The 17919-nt window shown below is 64.5% G+C and carries 19 protein-coding genes; 9 read left to right on the top strand and 10 right to left on the bottom strand.

Features of this window, described 5'->3' with window-relative positions:
• Positions 1-12: 12 nt before the first annotated feature.
• Together FDW84_RS03055 and FDW84_RS03050 are read right to left on the bottom strand one after the other, a co-directional pair.
• The gene (locus FDW84_RS03055; protein ID WP_240721355.1) at positions 13-1206 is read right to left on the bottom strand and encodes a glycosyltransferase 87 family protein; all 1194 of its coding nucleotides are present in this window, start codon (positions 1204-1206) and stop codon (positions 13-15) included.
• A 91-nt stretch (positions 1207-1297) separates the two neighbouring features.
• Positions 1298-2662: a glycosyltransferase family 87 protein gene (locus FDW84_RS03050; RefSeq protein WP_138606420.1), complete on the bottom strand. Its 1365-nt coding sequence runs from the start codon at positions 2660-2662 to the stop codon at positions 1298-1300.
• A gap of 312 nt (positions 2663-2974) precedes the next feature.
• Between FDW84_RS03050 and FDW84_RS03045 the strand changes: the two genes are divergently transcribed.
• A complete protein-coding gene (locus FDW84_RS03045) occupies positions 2975-3178 on the top strand; it encodes a hypothetical protein (RefSeq protein ID WP_138606418.1) in 204 nt (67 codons plus the stop codon).
• A 25-nt stretch (positions 3179-3203) separates the two neighbouring features.
• Here the strand turns inward: FDW84_RS03045 and FDW84_RS03040 are convergent, their stop codons facing one another.
• A complete protein-coding gene (locus FDW84_RS03040; protein WP_138606416.1) occupies positions 3204-3470 on the bottom strand; it encodes a DUF3072 domain-containing protein in 267 nt (88 codons plus the stop codon).
• Between the two features lie 119 nt (positions 3471-3589).
• Between FDW84_RS03040 and FDW84_RS03035 the strand changes: the two genes are divergently transcribed.
• The 4 genes from FDW84_RS03035 to FDW84_RS03020 all read left to right on the top strand — a co-directional run bounded on the left by FDW84_RS03035 (position 3590) and on the right by FDW84_RS03020 (position 7707).
• Complete coding sequence (locus FDW84_RS03035) at positions 3590-4069, top strand: hypothetical protein (RefSeq protein WP_138606414.1); 480 nt, start codon at positions 3590-3592, stop codon at positions 4067-4069.
• A 267-nt stretch (positions 4070-4336) separates the two neighbouring features.
• Entirely contained in the window at positions 4337-5716 is a 1380-nt protein-coding gene (locus FDW84_RS03030) for an MFS transporter (protein WP_138606411.1), read from the top strand.
• A 153-nt stretch (positions 5717-5869) separates the two neighbouring features.
• A complete protein-coding gene (locus FDW84_RS03025) occupies positions 5870-6535 on the top strand; it encodes a GntR family transcriptional regulator (RefSeq protein WP_138606409.1) in 666 nt (221 codons plus the stop codon).
• A complete protein-coding gene (locus FDW84_RS03020; protein ID WP_138606407.1) occupies positions 6532-7707 on the top strand; it encodes an MFS transporter in 1176 nt (391 codons plus the stop codon). The genes FDW84_RS03025 and FDW84_RS03020 overlap by 4 nt, the downstream gene beginning before the upstream one ends.
• Positions 7708-7735: 28 nt before the next feature.
• Here FDW84_RS03020 and FDW84_RS03015 read toward each other — a convergent pair whose 3' ends face one another.
• The 4 genes from FDW84_RS03015 to FDW84_RS03000 form a co-directional block, all read right to left on the bottom strand.
• Positions 7736-8317: an MOSC domain-containing protein gene (locus FDW84_RS03015; protein ID WP_240721344.1), complete on the bottom strand. Its 582-nt coding sequence runs from the start codon at positions 8315-8317 to the stop codon at positions 7736-7738.
• A complete protein-coding gene (locus FDW84_RS03010) occupies positions 8310-10700 on the bottom strand; it encodes an ATP-binding cassette domain-containing protein (RefSeq protein ID WP_138606405.1) in 2391 nt (796 codons plus the stop codon). Before FDW84_RS03010 ends, FDW84_RS03015 begins: the two co-directional genes overlap by 8 nt.
• 76 nt (positions 10701-10776) lie before the next feature.
• On the bottom strand, positions 10777-11199 hold the full coding sequence (locus tag FDW84_RS03005) for a VOC family protein (RefSeq protein ID WP_138606403.1): 423 nt from the start codon (positions 11197-11199) through the stop codon (positions 10777-10779).
• The gene (locus FDW84_RS03000) at positions 11187-11645 is read right to left on the bottom strand and encodes a helix-turn-helix transcriptional regulator (RefSeq protein ID WP_138606401.1); all 459 of its coding nucleotides are present in this window, start codon (positions 11643-11645) and stop codon (positions 11187-11189) included. Before FDW84_RS03000 ends, FDW84_RS03005 begins: the two co-directional genes overlap by 13 nt.
• Before the next feature lie 242 nt (positions 11646-11887).
• On the opposite strand from FDW84_RS03000, the gene FDW84_RS02995 reads away from it, so the two are divergent.
• The 4 genes from FDW84_RS02995 (at position 11888) to FDW84_RS02980 (ending at position 15204) form a co-directional block, all read left to right on the top strand.
• Complete coding sequence (locus FDW84_RS02995) at positions 11888-12349, top strand: CBU_0592 family membrane protein (protein WP_138606399.1); 462 nt, start codon at positions 11888-11890, stop codon at positions 12347-12349.
• A gap of 97 nt (positions 12350-12446) precedes the next feature.
• Complete coding sequence (locus FDW84_RS02990) at positions 12447-13022, top strand: hemerythrin domain-containing protein (protein ID WP_138606397.1); 576 nt, start codon at positions 12447-12449, stop codon at positions 13020-13022.
• 257 nt (positions 13023-13279) lie between these two features.
• Positions 13280-14164: an NAD-dependent epimerase/dehydratase family protein gene (locus tag FDW84_RS02985; RefSeq protein ID WP_138606395.1), complete on the top strand. Its 885-nt coding sequence runs from the start codon at positions 13280-13282 to the stop codon at positions 14162-14164.
• A gap of 191 nt (positions 14165-14355) precedes the next feature.
• Entirely contained in the window at positions 14356-15204 is an 849-nt protein-coding gene (locus FDW84_RS02980) for an aldo/keto reductase (RefSeq protein WP_171046629.1), read from the top strand.
• A 651-nt stretch (positions 15205-15855) separates the two neighbouring features.
• On the opposite strand, the gene FDW84_RS02975 is transcribed toward FDW84_RS02980, so the two are convergent.
• The 3 genes from FDW84_RS02975 to FDW84_RS02965 are packed head-to-tail and all read right to left on the bottom strand — an operon-like array spanning position 15856 to position 17919.
• A complete protein-coding gene (locus tag FDW84_RS02975; protein WP_138606391.1) occupies positions 15856-16839 on the bottom strand; it encodes a hydroxyacid dehydrogenase in 984 nt (327 codons plus the stop codon).
• Positions 16832-17440: an RraA family protein gene (locus FDW84_RS02970; protein ID WP_138606388.1), complete on the bottom strand. Its 609-nt coding sequence runs from the start codon at positions 17438-17440 to the stop codon at positions 16832-16834. Before FDW84_RS02970 ends, FDW84_RS02975 begins: the two co-directional genes overlap by 8 nt.
• Positions 17437-17919 (bottom strand): universal stress protein, encoded by a 483-nt coding sequence (locus FDW84_RS02965; protein ID WP_138606386.1) that lies wholly within the window; start codon positions 17917-17919, stop codon positions 17437-17439. The genes FDW84_RS02970 and FDW84_RS02965 overlap by 4 nt, the downstream gene beginning before the upstream one ends.

Below are 17919 nucleotides of genomic sequence, written 5' to 3'. Positions count from 1 at the left end.
GTTTCTGACCGGTTATGCCCCAGCGGGCACTGCTGCTGTGGCCTTGCGGCCAAGTTCCGCCGTCCGCTTCACGGACCACCAGAGCAGCACCACCAGGAGCACGTTGCGGGTGGTGAGGATGGCAGCCATCACCGGATGTGCGTGGATGAGCGGCGTGTAGAACAGCGGGTAGATCACGAACGTGGTCATGGCGATGCCCATCAACAGGGCCGCCGGGACTTTCCACCGTTCCCAGTCGTGCGTGAGCCCGGCGATGATCACTGGCGCCAGCCAGATGATGAACTGCGGGGACCCCACCTTGTTGAAGACGATGAACGCAGTGACCATCATGAGGGAACCTTCGAGGAACAGCTCTTCGCGTTCAGCACCGCGGTTCAGCGCGCGGACCAGCAGGATGGCGGCCCCGATGGCCGCGAGGATGAGCAGCGGCTGCATTAGGATCGCTGCGGTTCCGGCGCCTGGTCCGTAAACCTCGGTGGAGTTGATGGCTGTATTGTCGGCCATCTTCGAACCGGCAATGTTGAAGACGCTGAGCCACACCCAGGGCGTGGAGAACGTCGCCTCCAGCTGCATGCCGCGTTCGCCCTGGTTCAGGAGGAAGTCGAGGATGTGCGGGAGGCCGCCGGACAGCCAGGTTCCGGCGGCGACGACGGCGGTCACGGCCATTCCCGAAAGGACCACCTGGACGCGCTTGCGGCTCGCGATCACGATGGGTGCCAGCACGGCGGCCGGCCACACCTTGATCCACGTGGCGGTGCTTAGCAGGATGCCGGCGACGACGGGCCGCTGGGCGGCATAGAGCAGCGCGATCAGCACGATGGGTGCGGTGATGCCCTCCACCCTTGCGAAGCTGAGGTAGCCCATGAACACGGTGAAAAACAGCCACCACCAGGCCGGCGCGATGCCGCTCGCCTTCCGCGGTCCTCGCGTCAGGAAGGCAAGCCCGACGGCGTTGAGCGCTGTGATGATCAGGAACCACACGAGCAGATAGAGGTCCGGCCCGGCGATGTTGGCGAGGAAGATCGGGATCTGCGCCAGCACCGGGTACACCCAGGGGCTGATCTTTCCGCTCAGGTCCTCTGGGTTGTAGCCGTCCAGTGCCCATTGGCGGTACTGCTCCGTGTCACTGAAGGTATCGCCATGCAGGAAGAAGGACGCCATCCAGCCCAAAAAGTAGAGATGGACGACGGCGAAGCCCCACCACATGCTGGACGGGCGGGCGAACCAGTCCACCGCCTTCGCAGGCAGGACTTTGCTGCGGACTGCGGTGAGCCGGTCGAAAAACCTCGCGGAAATCTTAGGACTCCTTCAGCGCGGGGGTGGCTGCAGGAGTTTTTTTGCCCAGCAAGTAGAGGCGCCGGGCGCTCCAGACGAACAGGACCACGAGCAGGAGGTTGCGGATGGTCAGAACCAGGGCCATCCAGGGGTTGTTATGGCTGAGGGCGTCGTAGAACAGGGGATAGATGAAGTAGGTTGTCACGGCGATCACGATCAGCATGGCTGCCGGGACACGCCACTCGCGCCAGCTGTGGACCAGCCCGACCGCAACCGCCGGGGCGAGCCAGACCATGAACTGCGGGGATCCCACCTTGTTGAAGACGACGAACGCGGTGGCCAGGGTAAGGGCGCCGGCGAGGAGCAGTTCCGTGCGGTCCGTGCCGTCACCGGGCCCGCCGTTAAGCTGTTTCCCGCCGCGCTGTTTGCCGTTGTGGAGGGCCCAGAAGGTCAGGCCGGCCACGAGCAGCGCCGCGAGGATCAGCAGCGGCTGCATCAGCACTGACATGAGTGCTGTGCCGGGGCCGTCCACCTGCATGGAGTTGATATCCGTGTTCATGTACATCTTGGAGCCGCCCACGTTCAGGACGGACAGCCAGAGCCACGGGGTGGTGAAGGTGGCTTCGAGCTGCATGCCGCGGCCACCCTGCTGGCTGAGGAAGTCCAGCAGCCTGGGGACGCTGCCCACCGCAGCTGCCAGCGCGAGAACGACCGCCGACGTCGCAATTCCTGCCAGCATCACCAGCAGGCGGTTCTTCACGACGGCGAACAGGGCCAGCATGACGGCGGCAGGCCAGACCTTTACCCAGGTACCGATGGCCAGCAGGACGGAGGCGATGAACGGCCGGCCCGCGCCGTACGCCAGGGCGACGAGGACCAGCGGGGCCGTGAGGCCGTCCACCCGGGCGAAGCCTAGCCAGCCCATCAGGAAAGTGAACACCAGCCACCACCAGCCGGCCGGGATGGCCCGGCGGTCGCGGCCGCTGCTCGTGAGTTTGAGGAGTGCCCACCCGTTCAGCAGGGTGGTCATCAGCACCCACAGGAAAAAGAAGGGGCCCGGTCCGGCCATCCCGGCGATGGCCATGGGGATAAGGGCGAGAATGGGATAGACCCAGGGGCTGGGGCCGCCGCTGAGGTTGGCGTCGTCAAAGCCTGCCATGGCCCAGTTACGGTAAATGTAGGTATCGCTGAGCGCTTCGCCGCGGAGGGACAGGGAGGCCGCGAAGACCAGGAAGACCAGGTGCATCACAATGAAGCCGCCCAGCAGGCCGCGTCCGGTGTTCAACCCTGACTGCACCGGCGCGGGGAGAATAGCGTTGCGGATCCTGGTCAGGCTGCCGAAGAAAGCGTCCGTGGAAATGGCGGGATCCTTGTCAGGTCGTGGCACACGTATGTTGTTGTGCTGATGGCTTGGGTTCTGCTGTCCGAGGGGGTCTTCAGGCGCATTGAAGCCGTCCGGCAACAGCTTTCGCTTCCTTCCAACTCTAATTGACGGTGCCTAAGCGCCTGTAATTGTCCGGCTCTGCTACAGCCGCCGAGCTCTGACCTGCGCTTTTCTTTTGGTTGATTTTTCAAGTTGCTGTTGACCGGTTGTTGGGGGACCATGGTGCGGGGCACCCGGTGCCCAACCGCCTATGCAGCCAGGGGGAGCGCGCGGCGGCGTCCTGCCCACCCCCCCAAGAGACATAAGGCAACACCGATGAACTTTCCCCTGACCCTCACCGTGTCTGACCGCCAGAGCATGGACAGTGAGCTTGACGCCGCTGTCACCGCCGCCAAGGCATGCGCCCTCAAAGGGAAGCGGCATGGCATCCTGGTCACGCGACTCGGAGCGGACAAGTTCACCGTGGACCTGAGTGAGGCTGTTCCGTTCGGCCTCACCCGTGAAGTCCAGGCCTGGTAGCCGGGCCGGCCTTCCTGTCAGCGCCCTAACTTGTCCCGGAGTTATCCGGGCCGTCTCCCGAGACCCGTCCACTGCGCTGCTGCAGCCGGTCAATGTGCTTGGACGCCTCGGCCTTGCTGAGGTCCGCGGGGAGCTCTTCGCCTGCTTCGCGCGCCAGCGTATCGAGGTAGCTGCGCTGCGCCGCCGTCATCGGCTCATCGCCGGTCACCCAATCCTCAGGGTCCCGGTTCAGGCCTGCATCCGGCTCAGGGGTCGAGCTGCCGATGGTTTCCTTGTCATTGTTGTTGTCCATGGAGAGAGTCTAGGCGCCGGGACTGACAGGATGAATCAGCCCCGCCCTGCTCATGTAGGCCGGGGCTGATAGGCTGCGCGAGCGGCCGCTGGGGCCGCCTTTACGTTTCGGGGGATCTCATGTGCACCAAAAACCTTTTCCGCCTTTCCGCCTGTGTTGCAGCCGCTGCAGCTCTGATGGGCGTCGCCGCCCCGGCCCAGGCAGCCAGCAGCGGGGGCACCACGCAAACCAGCACCAGCGATTGCACCGAACTTGCGCCCGCGGTTACCTCATGCCTCACCATGGCAGAGCGCCGCAACGTGGTCATTACTCCGTCGGGCGTGGCAGTCCTGCAGGGGTACCGCGAGTACTCCGACTCCACCACCTACCCGGGCGGCTCCCACTCAAGCGACGGAACCCGCCGGTACGTCGCGGTCTTCGGATCAGCGATGCAGACACTCGACGGGATCATTTACTACGATCCGAAGGTGACTCGGGTCGACGGCTATGACGTCCTCTCCTACTCGGACGGATTTACCTGCGTGCTGCAAACCAACTTCGTCGAAGCCAACGGCACCGGCGGCTACAACCACAGCACGGGCACCTGCACCATGAACTAGGACCTGATCCAGTCAGAAGGCCCGCTCCATTTGGCGCGGGCCTTTTGCGTCCGCGGGCCCGCCGCAGGGGCCGCACGTGGAAGGCGCACAGTACCGGTGCACCCAGACTCTTCTTTATGGCTTTGACGTAACGGCCATCACGTCCTAAACTAAATGAAACGATTCAAGACTGAAGGTTGTCGGCTGGATCGCGTGCAGCACGACTGTTGCCAACAAAGACGTGTGGACATCACCGGCTCCTTGCCAATGAAGACGAAGGACAATGCCATGAGCATCACCCAAGCCTCCGCTGCCCGACCCGGCCAGGGGGCCGGGACCGGTTCGCGGGATCCCAGGAAGGCCGCGATGAGCGGCTGGATCGGAAGCGCACTGGAGTACTACGACTTCGCGCTGTACTCGCTGGCCGCCACACTGATTTTCCCCACCATCTTCTTCCCGTCCGAGAACCCGACAGTGGGCATCATCGCCTCCCTCGCAACCTATGCCGTGGGCTACGTTTCCCGTCCGGTCGGCGCTATTGTCCTGGGGGCGTACGGTGACCGGCACGGGCGCAAGAGCGTGCTGGTGTTCGCGATGCTGCTCATGGGCTTCGCCACCTTCGCGGTGGGGCTCCTGCCCACCTACGGCCAGGTGGGCATCCTGGCGCCCATACTCCTGGTGATCCTGCGCCTGGTCCAGGGCTTTGCCGTGGCCGGGGAACTCGGCGGTGCCAGTGCGATGATCGTGGAGCACTCGCCCGATGCCAAGCGGGGCTTCTTCGCGAGCTTCAGCCTGCAGGGTACGCAGGTGGGCTCCATCCTGGCCACCGCCGTCCTGCTTCCGCTCGCCGCACTCCTCCCCGCCGACCAGTTCGGAACCTGGGGCTGGCGCATCCCGTTCCTGCTCAGCGCCTTCGTGATCCTTGCCGGCTACTTCATCCGCCGCCGGGTGCAGGAGCCGCCCGCCTATGCGGCGCAGTCCGGTGAAGCCAAGGCGCAGCAGCGGTTCCCGCTCGTCGACCTCCTGCGCACCCGCCCGGGGGTCCTGGTCCGCTGCGTGCTCATGACCTTCACCAATGTGATCGGCATGGCCACCCTGATCTTCGGCGCCTCCTACGCCACCCAGGAGGGCTACGGCAACGGCTTCACCACCAGCGAGTTCCTCTGGGTCACCCTCGTGGCCAACATCGCGGCAGTAGTGACCATCCCGCTGTTCGGCGCACTGTCCGACAGGATCGGCCGCCGGACGCTCATGGCAGCGGGCGGCCTGGTTGGCGGCCTCCTCGTGCCCGGGTACCTGTGGGCGATTGAGCAGGGCAGCCTGCCGCTGGTCTTCCTCTGCGTGGTCATCGTGCAGGGCATCTTCTTCCAGATGTGGAATGCAACGTTCGCCACGTTCTTCCAGGAGCAGTTCCCCATGCGGATCCGCGTGACCGGCTTCGCTGTCTCGCAGAACATCGGACTGATGATCGCGTCCTTCTTCCCAAGCATCTTTACTGCGATTGCACCTCCCGGCTCAACCAATGTCCCCCTCACCATCGGGCTGGCCACCTTCGGCATCTGCCTCGTTTCCGCGGTGGCCACCCTGCTGTCCTCCGACACGAAGGGCACGTCGCTTGAGGACCTCGAGGCGCAAAAGACCCAACCAGCGGGCAGCGGACGCGCGTAAGGCTTCGTTCACGGGCTGATAAAGCGCGGGAAGGGACAGCGGTTGCTGCCCCTCCCTTCGCTGTTTAAGGACGACGGCGGCAACAGGGCCTTTCGCGTTTAGGTCGCGCTTGTACAGTTGTATACAAGTATGATGGAGCACGGAGGTTGCCACATGCCTGATACACCCGCCCGGAACACCGGGGCGCATCTCGTCTACGCCGAACTGAAGCGGAAGATCCTGACCCTCGAACTGAAACCGGGGGAGCGGCTTTACGAGCCTGCCATGGCAGCGGCCCTGCAGGTGAGCCGTACGCCGCTGCGCGAGGCAATCCGGAGGCTCATTTCGGAGAACCTCCTGGAGCAGCAGGCCACCGGCGGAGTGCTGGTGCCCCAGTTGGATGCGGCCGTGATCTCGGAACTGTATGAGGTCCGTGCGGCGATTGAATCCCTCATGGCGCGCAATGCCTGCATCAAAGCTACGGCGACTGACGTCGAAGCACTCCACGCCATCCTTGCGCGCAATGCCGCGCTGGTGGAGTTCGCCGACGACGCGATGCAGCAGGGCATGGCGCTGCACGCAAAGATCGCCGGGATCGCGGGAAACTCGTGGGCGCGGCGCTTCCACGACCAGATCTCCAGCCAGATGGAGCGGTACCGGCACTTCACCAACAGCAGCCAGGAGCGACGGGACCAGGCGCTCGCCCAGCACAGGGCGCTGGTGGACGCCGTCGCCGCGGGAGACCCGGACGCAGCCGCGAAACTTGCCTTTGACCACGTCATGGCCGCCCGGGACGCTGCATTGAGGGCCATCTCGGCCAGCGGCCTGGCCACCTCGTGATCGGCGAACTGGGACGCCGCTCCGCCGCTGCCCTGCTCGTTCATTCGGCGCTGATCCAGGCCGTGACGTTCCTGGTCCGGCCGGCCGCCACATACCGCGCCCTGGAGCTGGAGGTTCCCGGGTTTGCCCTGGGCCTGCTGGCCGCCAGCTACGCCGTCTTCCCGCTGCTGCTCGCCGTTCCAACCGGAAGCCTGGCGGACCGGCTGGGTGAGCGACGGCTCATGGCGATGGGATCCGCCGTCGTTCTGGCCTCTTCTGCCTTCCTGCTGCTGTGGGGTTCGTCGATCACCGCGCTGGTAGTGGGCACCGCACTGCTGGGCGCGGGCCAGCTCGCCTGTGTTGTTGGCCAGCAGGCTGTGGTGGCCAACAACGCAGCTGCAGTCCGGATGGACTCCGCGTTCGGCTACCTGACGTTCGCGGCATCCCTGGGCCAGGCCCTGGGGCCGCTGGCCATCTCCCTGGTGGGCGGCGCAGCGGTCCGCCCCGATACCCAGGCGATCTTCCTGCTCTCTGTTGGCATGAGCCTGGTGCTTTTCCTGGCCACCTTCGCCGTGTCGGCAAAGGTCAGCGGCGGGAAGCGGAACGTCGTGGCGGCCGGCGGGGTTAACGGCAGCGCTGTTTCGCTGCTGAAGGCGCCCGGCGTTGCCCGCGCGCTTGCCACCAGTGCCACTGTGCTGGCGGTGGTGGACCTAACGATGGTCTACCTTCCCGCGCTCGGATCCGACCGCGGGCTCAGCGCAGCAACCGTAGGCGCCATGCTGACGGTCCGGGCTGTTTTTTCGATGGTTTCCCGGCTCCTGTTGGGGCGGGTGTCCCGCAAGATCGGCCGGATGCGGCTTCTGGTGCTGAGCCTGGCCCTGTCCACGGTGGCGCTGGCGGTTGCGGCGGTGCCAATGCCTGCGTGGCTGCTGTTCGTTGTGATGGCCGTGCTCGGACTCGGGCTCGGCATCGGCCAGCCGCTGACCATGTCGTGGCTGTCGTCGCAGGCACCGCCGGGGCAGCGCGGCCGGGCGCTGGCACTCAGGCTTGCGGGAAACCGGGTGGGCCAGGTGGTCCTGCCCAGTGTCATCGGCGGTGTGGCGGCCGGACTTGGTGCCGGTGGCGTTTTCCTGGCGTCGGCAGTGGTGGTGGGAGGGACCCTCCTGCTGCTCCGGGGCGTTCGTCTGGACTAGGGCAGGCGCGGAATTGGGCAGCCGCAAACTAGGGCAGGCGCGAGGGCCGGAGCAGGCTCGGTTCACCCGCTTGGGCAGGGTCCAATGGAATCGGACTGACCAGCACTGCAGGCCCGCGGTGGAGCAGGCCGCTGGAAAGCGCGCGGCAACGTATCCCACCGCGGCCGCGCATGGCAGGATGGGCGCCCGGCGCGAGCATCTCATTCATCCACGCGCAGGGCTGGGCGTGCCGGCCGCCATGGAATCTGACCGGCGAGCCGCCCGACTCCAGCACAAAGTCCTGGCCCAACAGCGGCACCAGTTGGGCACCCCGGAGGATCACGTTCCGGCGCGTCAGCAGGGGATCGAACGGCCCGGCATCCAGCTCGGCCGCGATTGCCTCGAGGGACTCGACGGCGAACAAGGTCACCGCGGCGTCCATGTGCGCGGCCTTGCCGAAGAACCGGTCGCCGACGATGCCCTTGCCGGCCACTACCTCCGCCTGGTCCGCGTCAGTGGTGGGTACGTCCGCAGCCCCGTCCCGTGCCCGTCCGAAGTAGGCGTGCGCCGGGGACACCAGCAGGTGCAGGATTTCGACGTCGTACCGGTAGGTCCCCACCCGCTCAGCCACCGACGTACGCCGCCAGGTGCTGGCCGGTCAGCGTGGCGGCACCAGCAACGAGCTCAGCCGGCGTCCCCTCGAAGACGATCCGGCCGCCGTCGTGCCCTGCTCCCGGGCCGAGGTCGATGATCCAGTCCGCGTGCGCCATCACCGCCTGGTGGTGCTCGATCACAATCACGGACTTGCCGGAGTCAACCAGCCGGTCCAGCAGGGCCAGCAGGTTCTCCACGTCCGCGAGGTGCAGGCCCGTGGTGGGCTCGTCGAGGACGTAGACGTCGCCCTTTTCGGCCATCTGGGTGGCGAGCTTGAGGCGCTGGCGCTCGCCGCCCGAAAGCGTGGTGAGCGGCTGGCCGAGGCTGAGGTAGCCCAGCCCCACATCCTCCAGACGGTCCAGGATGGTACGTGCGGCCGGTGTTTTGGCCTCGCCGTCGGCGAAGAAGGCGGCGGCCTCCGTCACGGACATGGCCAGCACGTCGGCGATGTTGCGTCCGCCGAGCTTGTACTCCAGCACGGCGGCCTGGAAGCGGCGGCCCTCGCAGTCCTCGCAGGGGGACCCGACGGTGGCCATCACGCCCAGTTCGGTGAAGATGACGCCGGCGCCGTTGCAGGTGGGGCAGGCGCCCTCGGAGTTGGAGCTGAACAGGGCCGGCTTGACGCCGTTGGCCTTGGCGAAGGCCTTGCGGATGGGCTCCAGCAGGCCGGTGTAGGTGGCGGGGTTGCTGCGCCGGGAGCCGCGGATGGCGCCCTGGTCGATCACCACCACACCGTCGCGCTTGGCGACTGAACCATGGATGAGCGAACTCTTGCCCGAGCCGGCCACGCCTGTAACGACGGTGAGGACGCCCAAGGGGATGTCGACGTCGACCGCCTGCAGGTTGTGCGTGGAGGCGCCGCGTACCTCGAGCGCGCCGGACGCTTTCCGGACGGATTCTTTGAGGGACGCGCGGTCACCGAGGTGCCTCCCCGTGATGGTGCCGCTGGTCCGCAGCCCTTCCACCGTGCCCTCGTAACACACGGCACCGCCGGCACTGCCGGCGCCGGGTCCCAAGTCAACGACGTGGTCGGCGATGGCGATGGTCTCCGGTTTGTGTTCCACCACCAGCACCGTGTTGCCCTTGTCCCGCAGCTGCAGCAGGAGCTGGTTCATCCGTTCAATGTCGTGCGGGTGCAACCCGATGGTCGGCTCGTCAAAGACGTACGTGACGTCGGTGAGCGAGGAGCCCAGGTGCCTGATCATCTTGGTGCGCTGGGCCTCGCCGCCGGACAGCGTGCCGGCAGGCCGATCCAGGCTGAGGTAGCCCAGGCCGATGTCGGAGAAGGAATCGAGCAGGTGCTGCAGGCCCTTGAGCAGGGGAGCGACGGAGGGGTCCCTCAGGTCCCGCACCCATGCTGCGAGGTCACTGATCTGCATCTGGCACAGATCGGCGATGTTCTTGCCGTTGATCTTCGAGGACAGGGCCTGCTGGGTGAGCCGGGTCCCGTTGCACTCCGGGCAGGTCTGGAACGTCACCGCCCGCTCCACGAACCGGCGCACGTGCGGCTGCATCGCCTCCGGGTCCTTGGACAGCATGGACTTCTGGATCTTGGGGATGACGCCCTCGAAGGTGAGGTTGACGCCCTCCACCTTGATCTTGGTGGGCTCCGCGTACAGCATCGTGTCCAGCTGCTTCTTGGTGAACTTCGCGATCGGCTTGTCCATGGGCAGGCCCATGCCCTCGAACAACCGCCCGTACCAGCCGTCCATGGAGTAGCCCGGGACCAGCAGCGCGCCCTCGTTAAGGGACTTTTCGTCGTCGTATAGCGCCGTGCGGTCAATGTCGCTGACGTTCCCCATGCCCTCGCACCGGGGGCACATGCCGCCCAGGTACACGGCCTGCTGGACAACGGCCTTTTCCACGCGCCCGGCCTTTTCAGTGGACATGACGCCGCTGGCCTTGCGGGTGGGCACGTTGAACGAGTACGCGGTGGGCGGGCCGACGTAGGGGTCGCCGAGCCGGCTGAAGAGGATGCGCAGCATCGCGTGCGCGTCCGTGGCGGTCCCCACCGTGGAGCGGGGGTTGGCGCCCATGCGCTCCTGGTCCACGATGATCGCCGTGGTCAGGCCCTCGAGGAAATCCACTTCCGGGCGGGCGAGTGAGGGCATGAAGCCTTGGACGAACGCGCTGTAGGTTTCGTTGATCAGCCGCTGCGACTCTGCAGCTATGGTCGCGAACACCAGCGAGCTTTTGCCCGAGCCGGAGACGCCCGTGAAGACGGTGAGCCGGCGCTTGGGCAGCTCGACGCTGATGTCCTTGAGGTTGTTCTCGCGTGCGCCCTGCACGCGGATCAGGTCGTGGGAGTCGGCGACGTGCAGCCCCGCAGCCTGGGTGTCCGTGCTTGTGTCCGTGCTCATCTGGTCTCCATCTGTCGGGGCCGGGGCGGGAAGGTGGGCTGCCTCCGCAGCCCCTCCCGCCGTCGTCGTTCTTCTTTTAAGGCTGCTGGTTGATGCGGACGGTGTTGCCGGCTGGGTCGCGGAAGGCGCAGTCGCGGATGCCATAGGGCTGGTCGATGGGTTCCTGGACGACATCGGCCCCGCTTGCCTCCACCTTGGCGAAGGTCGCGTCGACGTCGGGGGAGGAGAGGACGACCGTGGCGAAGGTGCCTTTGGCCATCATCTCGGCGATGGTGCGGCGCTCGCCATCGGTGATGCCGGGGTCCGCGGCGGGTGGGTAGAGCACGATGGAGACGTCCTTCTGGCCGGCGGGGCCAACGGTGATCCAGCGCATGGTGCCACGGCCCACGTCGTTGCGGACCTCAAAGCCAAGGGCGTCGCGGTAGAACGCCAGCGAGGCGTCCGGATCGGTGTGCGGCAGGAAACTGGAGGAGATAGTGATGTTGTTCATGGCAGTGATGCTATTTGCGGCGCCGGAACGGGCGCTTCTCTATTCCTGACCGGTCTGCTCACCTGTTTTTCGACGCACGCGGGGATGCCCGCCGTCGACCTTTCTGCTTCCTGTTTGTAGTCGCTGGGCGGCATTCCCGCGAGTTCGGTGAAGCGGGTTCTAAAGGTTCCCAGTGAGGAGCAGCCGACGGCGAAGCACACCTCGGTGACGGAGAGGTCGCCTTTGCGGAGCAGCGCCATGGCGCGTTCTATGCGGCGGGTCATGAGGTAGCTGTAGGGCGATTCACCGTAGGCAAGCTTGAAGCGGCGGCTGAAGTGGCCGGCCGACATGTGGACGGCCTTGGCAAGTGATTCGACGTCGAGCGGCTGGGCGTACTCACGGTCAATCCGGTCCTTGACGCGCCTCCATTGGGTCAGTTCGCGCAAGTAAGGGTCGGAGGGCGGGCGGCTGGTCACAGCTTTGATCGTGCTATGCGGAGGGGTTCTTGTCCAGAGTTTCGAAGTGGGTTGGTGCACCGGGTTTCCGCGTCCGGTTTGCTGGTCCGGACGGCTCCTGCCGGCGGGGTATGATTATGCCGCTGGCCAGCATGAGGTCCTCGCCCGAACAGGGCTCGAGTCAACGCAGCATCCGGCAAAAACCCTTGAATCACTATCCAATCCCCTGCCCGGATACTGCGCGGGACCCTCGAAAGGACGCCATGGAACTGCTGTGGGAAATTGCCGGCTGGGCAGGGGCGGCTGCGATCCTCAGTGCCTACCTCTCCGTTTCCATGGGCTGGCTGAAGGCCGGCAAGGGCTTCCAGACCGCGAATCTGTTCGGGTCTGTCGCTTTTATTATTAACGGCACGGTCCATGGGGCCTGGCCGTCCGTAGTGACCAACGTGGCCTGGTTCCTTATTTCCGCGGTTGCCCTGGTGCGGATGCGGTCTGCCGAGGCTCCGCCGGCACCTGCTGATGCTTCCCACGTTCAGTACCCCGGAGTCCCTGACTCCACAGGCCAGCTGGCCGTCGTCGAGGTTCTTACCGGTTCCATCCCTGTGGTCCCTGCCAGGCCTGCCGTGTCTTCCGTGCATGGCCTTGCTTCCGTGCACTCGGTGGCGCCCATGCATGTCGTGGCTCCCGTGCATTCCATGGCGGACGGGCAGCGCCTGGCCCACTAAGGGCAGCTGCGAAAGTCTCTGGATCGGGCTGGTGGTGCGTGGTACTTTGACCGTCTTACGTCGCTCGCAGGGAGCGATCCAGCAGGAGGGACAGGTCATGAGTGATACCAATTCCGCCGGAACGAACGTGGACGTCGTGGACATCCTGACCAGTGACCACCAGGACATGGTGGTACTGATCGGGGAGATCAAGGGCGCGGCCGATGGGACCGAACGCAGGGATCTTGCCGACACCCTCATCGCCGAGGTAATGCGCCATGCCGTCGCCGAGGAGATGTACGTCTACCCCGCCATCGAGGACCACGTGCCCAACGGCAGCGAGGAAGTGGAGCATGACAAAAAGGAACACGACGAGATCGTCAAGCTGATGAAGCAGCTGGAAAAGGCGGAGCCTTCCGACCCGGCTTTCATGGCGACGGTCAATGAGCTTGAATCGCTGCTGACCCACCACGCGAACGACGAGGAGTCTGAGCAGTTCCCGAAGCTCCGTGCCCACATTCCCCGCGAAAAGCTGGTGGAGATCGGCGAGAAGGTGGAGAAGGCCAAGAAGCTGGCACCCACCAGGCCCCATCCCAGCGCCCCGCATTCTGAGCTGTTCCACAAGACTGTTGGGCCCGGCGTCGGGATGGTGGACCGCCTCCTGGACAAACTGCAGCACCGGCGGACCGACTGAGGCCGTCGGCACTCCTGGGCGCCAGGTGGCCCTTGCCGGAGTCGCACCTTGGTTGTGGGTTGTCCTGTTCTCCTCATGAAGCCTGCCTTGTCCGCAGGGCAGCTCCGGCGTTGACCCTGGCCCACTCCCCGCATATAGTTTAGCGAGTAAACTAATAGGCGCCGTGGGGCTCATAAGCTAGGCTGGCGGCGCGACCTGAAGTTGCCCGGTACCTGCTCATCCCTGTACCTGCACAGCAGTACCATCGAGGAGACATCATGAAGGTCCTTATCACCGGTGCCCACGGAAAGGTTGGTCGGGCCGCTACCCAGGCCATGATCGACGCCGGGCACGAAGTGTTCACCACCGACCTCACGCGTCCCGGCTTCGAGCGCAAGCCTGAAGGCACCCCGAGGTACATGATGGCCGACCTCACGGATGCAGGGGAAGCGTACTCCGTCGTCCGGGGAGTGGATGCCGTAGTACACATAGCTGCGATCCCGGAACCCACTGGGCATCCGCCTCACGTCGTCCTCCAAACCAATCTCATGGCGACTTTCAACGTTCTTGAGGCCGCCATTCGATTTGGCGTGGAGCGCTTCGTTTATATCTCCAGTGAGACTGTCCCCGGGTTTTTCTTTCCAGAGCGTGATTTCCTTCCTGACTATGCGCCGGTGGACGAGGAGCACTCGGTCCGCCCGCAGGACCCCTACGCGCTCTCCAAGCACTTTGGCGAGCAGCTTATGGACGCCGCAATCGCCCGCTCTGACATCCGTTGCATTTCCATTCGGCCCAGCTGGGTCCAGTTCGAGGGCAACTACGAGACAAACCTCGGACCGCAGGTCCGTGACGCGTCGGTCCTGAGCCCCAATCTATGGAGCTACGTCGATGTTTACGACCTCGCTGACGCCATCGTGTTGGCCGCCGAGTCAGGCCTCCCCGGACACGAGGTCTTCTACATTGCTTCTCCTGATAATGTGGGCGGCCACGACTTCGCCGAGATCCTCAGCAAGTACTACGGTGACAAAATCGAATTACGCGGCCTTGACCGTGCCGACGCTTCGGGCATCTCCAGTGCGAAAGCCCAGCGGATGCTCGGCTGGACGCCGAAGCGCTCCTGGCGCGACTACCTTGACGCCGAAGGACATATGATCAACCGCTAACCTGCTCAGCGGGAGACCGGGAGTCTCCAGAGACTCTTCCGCCGCTCTTTTTCGGGCAGCATTCACCGGGAATTAGGTGGGGCTGGAGTACAGGTGGACCGGTCATTGCGTCCTGCGCTGCCCGTCGGGCCGTCGCGATGTTTTTGGGGCAGCCGCACAACGAAAACCAACCCAACCAACGGAAGAAATCGATGACGTCCCGCACCCAAGCCACAAACGTGCCGACCGTAACCCTCAACAACGGCGTCCGGATCCCGCAACTTGGATTCGGCGTATTCCAGGTTCCACCGGAAGAGACCCAGCGCATTGTTGAGGATGCTTTGGAAGCTGGCTACCGGCACATAGACACAGCTGCCGCCTATCGAAACGAGGCTGGCGTCGGGGCAGCAATTGCCGCATCGGGGATCCCTAGGGAGGAGATCTTCATAACGACCAAGCTGCGCAACGGCGAGCAGGGCAACGCAAAAGAAGCGTTTCACAGCAGTGCCCGGGCTCTGGAGGTCGACTACGTCGACCTCTACCTGATCCACTGGCCCGTACCGTCCCAGGGGCTCTTCGTTGAGGCGTGGAAGCAATTGGAAAAGCTGTACGCTGACGGCGAGGTCCGTGCCATCGGCGTCTCTAACTTCCTAGCCGACCACCTGGACACGCTCCTGGCAGCGTCGGACGTTGTTCCGGCCGTCAACCAGATCGAAATTCACCCCACATTCCAGCAGGAGGAACTGTACGGAAGGAACCGCTCCCTCGGCATCGCGGTGGAGGCGTACAGCCCCCTGGGTCAGGGAGCGGACCTCATGGCAGCTCCAGTGCAGTCACTTGCGGGTAAGTATGGGGCCAGCCCGGCCCAGATATTGCTGGGATGGCACCTCGCGCAGGGCACAATCGTCATCCCGAAATCAGCGGATTCCACACGCATGCGGGAAAACTTGGCAGCCGTGCGTCTCACGCTCACCCCGGCCGAAATGGCGGACATAACAGCCTTGGAGTCAGGCTCCCGTGTCGGCGCGGACCCAGCCTTAGCCGCGCACAGCCAAATGTAGGCGGCGGAAAGAGGGTCAGAAAGCCGCATGGCAATGAGGAGCGCCGGCCAGCGAGACGCGAGGACAGCGCCAGGACCGGGCGGCTGGGCCGGCAACTGTCCCAAAGCTTCATGGCACCCGGCCACCACGTCGACCGGGTGGTGACGGAAGGCGATGAAGTCGAAGGAAGAAGCAATTGTCTAAAGGTCCTTGGAAATTTGCTCCACAGGCTGCGGGACAAATGCCAAGCACACTACGCCAGCTCCCGCGGCGCTGGGCTGTCAGGTTGAAATCTAAGACTGTTCCGTGGGCATGTGCAGGAACCGGTTTTCGCACTCTATTCTGACGGTCTTTCCAATGCTGTCTGACGTCAGGTTGGGGTGTACTGAATTGGACAAGAGGGGGATTAGCGCAGGCTTGGCATCACATCGGCGGTTCGCTTTGACTGCTGATCATGGCCCGGGGGCTGCCGCCTTCACCTGTATGTGCGGATCGCCTTCGCGGCCGTAGCCTCCGGCACGGTCAGCGGTTACAAGCTGTAGCGTCCTGACCGTTGCCGGAGGCGTTTTTGTCTTACTGCCCGTACCCTTAATTTGGCCCACGGACGCGATCCCGTCCCAATAGTGCTAGCGCCCAGGATCACTTAACCTCGGCGTTTCGGGACCACTGTGGTTATGCGGCCAACCTTGAGTGCTCCGGTGCGTTGACTGATGCGGTGGGGATTTCTCCGCTTAGGGCCTGGCAGACGCATTCTGCAGCGTCCATGGCGACTCGGAGGAGGGATTCCTCGGTCTGGCCGCCGATGTGCGGGGTGATGATAACGTCAGGCCGGCCGTAGAAGGGGTGCCCAGCCGGGAGCGGCTCGGTTTCGGTCACGTCCAGGGCTGCGCCGCCAAGGTGAGACTTTTCCAGGCTTCGAAGGAGCGCCTCTTCGTCGATGATGCCGCCCCGGGCAGTGTTGATTATTACCGCGCCCTTCTTCATCGCCCTGAGCTCGTTTTCACCGATGAGGTGGCGTGTTTGCGGCAGCAGGGGAACATGCAGGCTGACGGCATCCGAGATGGCCAGCAGGTCCTTCAGGGACATCGGTGTCGCGCCCTTTTGCCGGATGTCGTCATCGCCCAGGACCGGGTCGTAGGCGATGACATTAATCCCGAATCCGTCAATGGCCACACGGGCCAGGGCTGTGGCAATCCTTCCGAAGCCGACGAGCCCAAGGGTGCTGCCCTGCAGTTCGTGCCCGATCAGCTGCGGCCTGGATTCGGCACCACGGCCAAGCTGGTTTGCGCGGTCGGCGATGACCAGCTTGCGGCGCAGCGCGAGGAGCAGCGCGATGGCATGCTCAGCCACGGAGACCAGGTTCGAATTTGGCGTATTTGTTACCACGACTCCCGCAGCTGTTGCAGCGTCCACGTCAACGCTGTCAACGCCCACGCCGTGACGGGCGATGATCTTCAGCCGGGGGGCAGACGCGATTTGTTCGGCGGTAATTTTGCCGGTGCGGATCAGGATTCCTTCGACGCGTGCTGCCACATCCTTGAAGGGAACCGCTGCTTCCCCGTAGCCGAACACGACCTCGGCCTTACGGCCGAGCCTTGCGATAGCCAAGTCGTGGATGGGGTAGGGAATCCAGACGAGCGGTTTGTGATCAGTCATTCGGCTTCAGTTCCTTGTACTTGGCGCGTGAGGCTTCTTCCTGGGCTAGGCGGTCGTGGCATGTGGCCAGGACTTCCTCTGCCCTCGCCGGGGAAATGACGGCAAGCCCGTCGGTATCGCCGACAATGAGGTCACCGGGGGAGACAACCACACCTCCCACGGAGACCGGCGCACCTACACGGAACGGGCCGTTCTTCCAGGGGCCAGCGGGAATTACTGAACGGGCGTAGACAGGTACGCCAATCTTGGCGATGTCCAGTACGTCGCGGATGGCACCATCGATGATGAGTGCCGCTACCCGCAATGCCCTGGCTTTTTCGGCTACCAGGTCACCGATCAGGGCGCGGGCTTCATAGCCGCCCCCGTCGACGACAAGGACTTGCCCCGGGCGGATGTGGGAGAGGGCCTGGTGGATGCCGAGGTTGTCCCCGGGAACGGTGAGGACGGTGAAGGCCTCTCCGGCGAATGGCTCGCTGTTCCACATCGGGTGCAGGCCAGCGGGCAGGCCAAACCGCTCCTGGGAGTCTCCGATGATTGTCGTGGGAATAGCCCGGAAGCTTGTGGCCAGGTCAGCGGACCCGGCAGAAACCGTTGTAGTCATTGTGAGTCCTTTGCGGAGGGTAGTGGATGCTTGAGGTCGTTCCCGGGACGGGCTTTAACGGCCAGGACCGGGATATGACTGTGCAAGAGCAGTGATTGTGCCGTACTGCCCAGAAATAGCTTGCCGACCGGTGACCTCCGGCGCAGACCGATGACGAGCATGCTGGCTCCGCATTCATCGATGGTTTCAAGGACGGCGTCCACAGGGTCCGCGCCGCGGGCGAACTGGCGTACGGTGACAGTTACGCCCTTCTCTGAAGCGTCCTTGACGAGCGACTCCAGGTCTTGGTCTGAGGCGACTTGGGAGTCCATGTAGGCTCCGCCGTGGGAGGAATTGACCAGCACCAGTTCGCTGTTGGTTTTCTTCGCTTCGGTGATGGCCGCGTTGAATGCGGCCCTTCCCTCGTCCGTTGGAACATAACCGACGACGATTGGGGTGCCCTGCCTTTCCTGGCCGGCAGATGCAGTATCAGTGGTCAT

It is taken from the genome of Pseudarthrobacter sp. NamE5 (assembly GCF_005796225.1).
Classification (GTDB): Bacteria; Actinomycetota; Actinomycetes; order Actinomycetales; family Micrococcaceae; genus Arthrobacter.
Note: the sequence above shows the minus strand (reverse complement) of the source record. Positions and strands in the feature narration are given on the sequence as shown.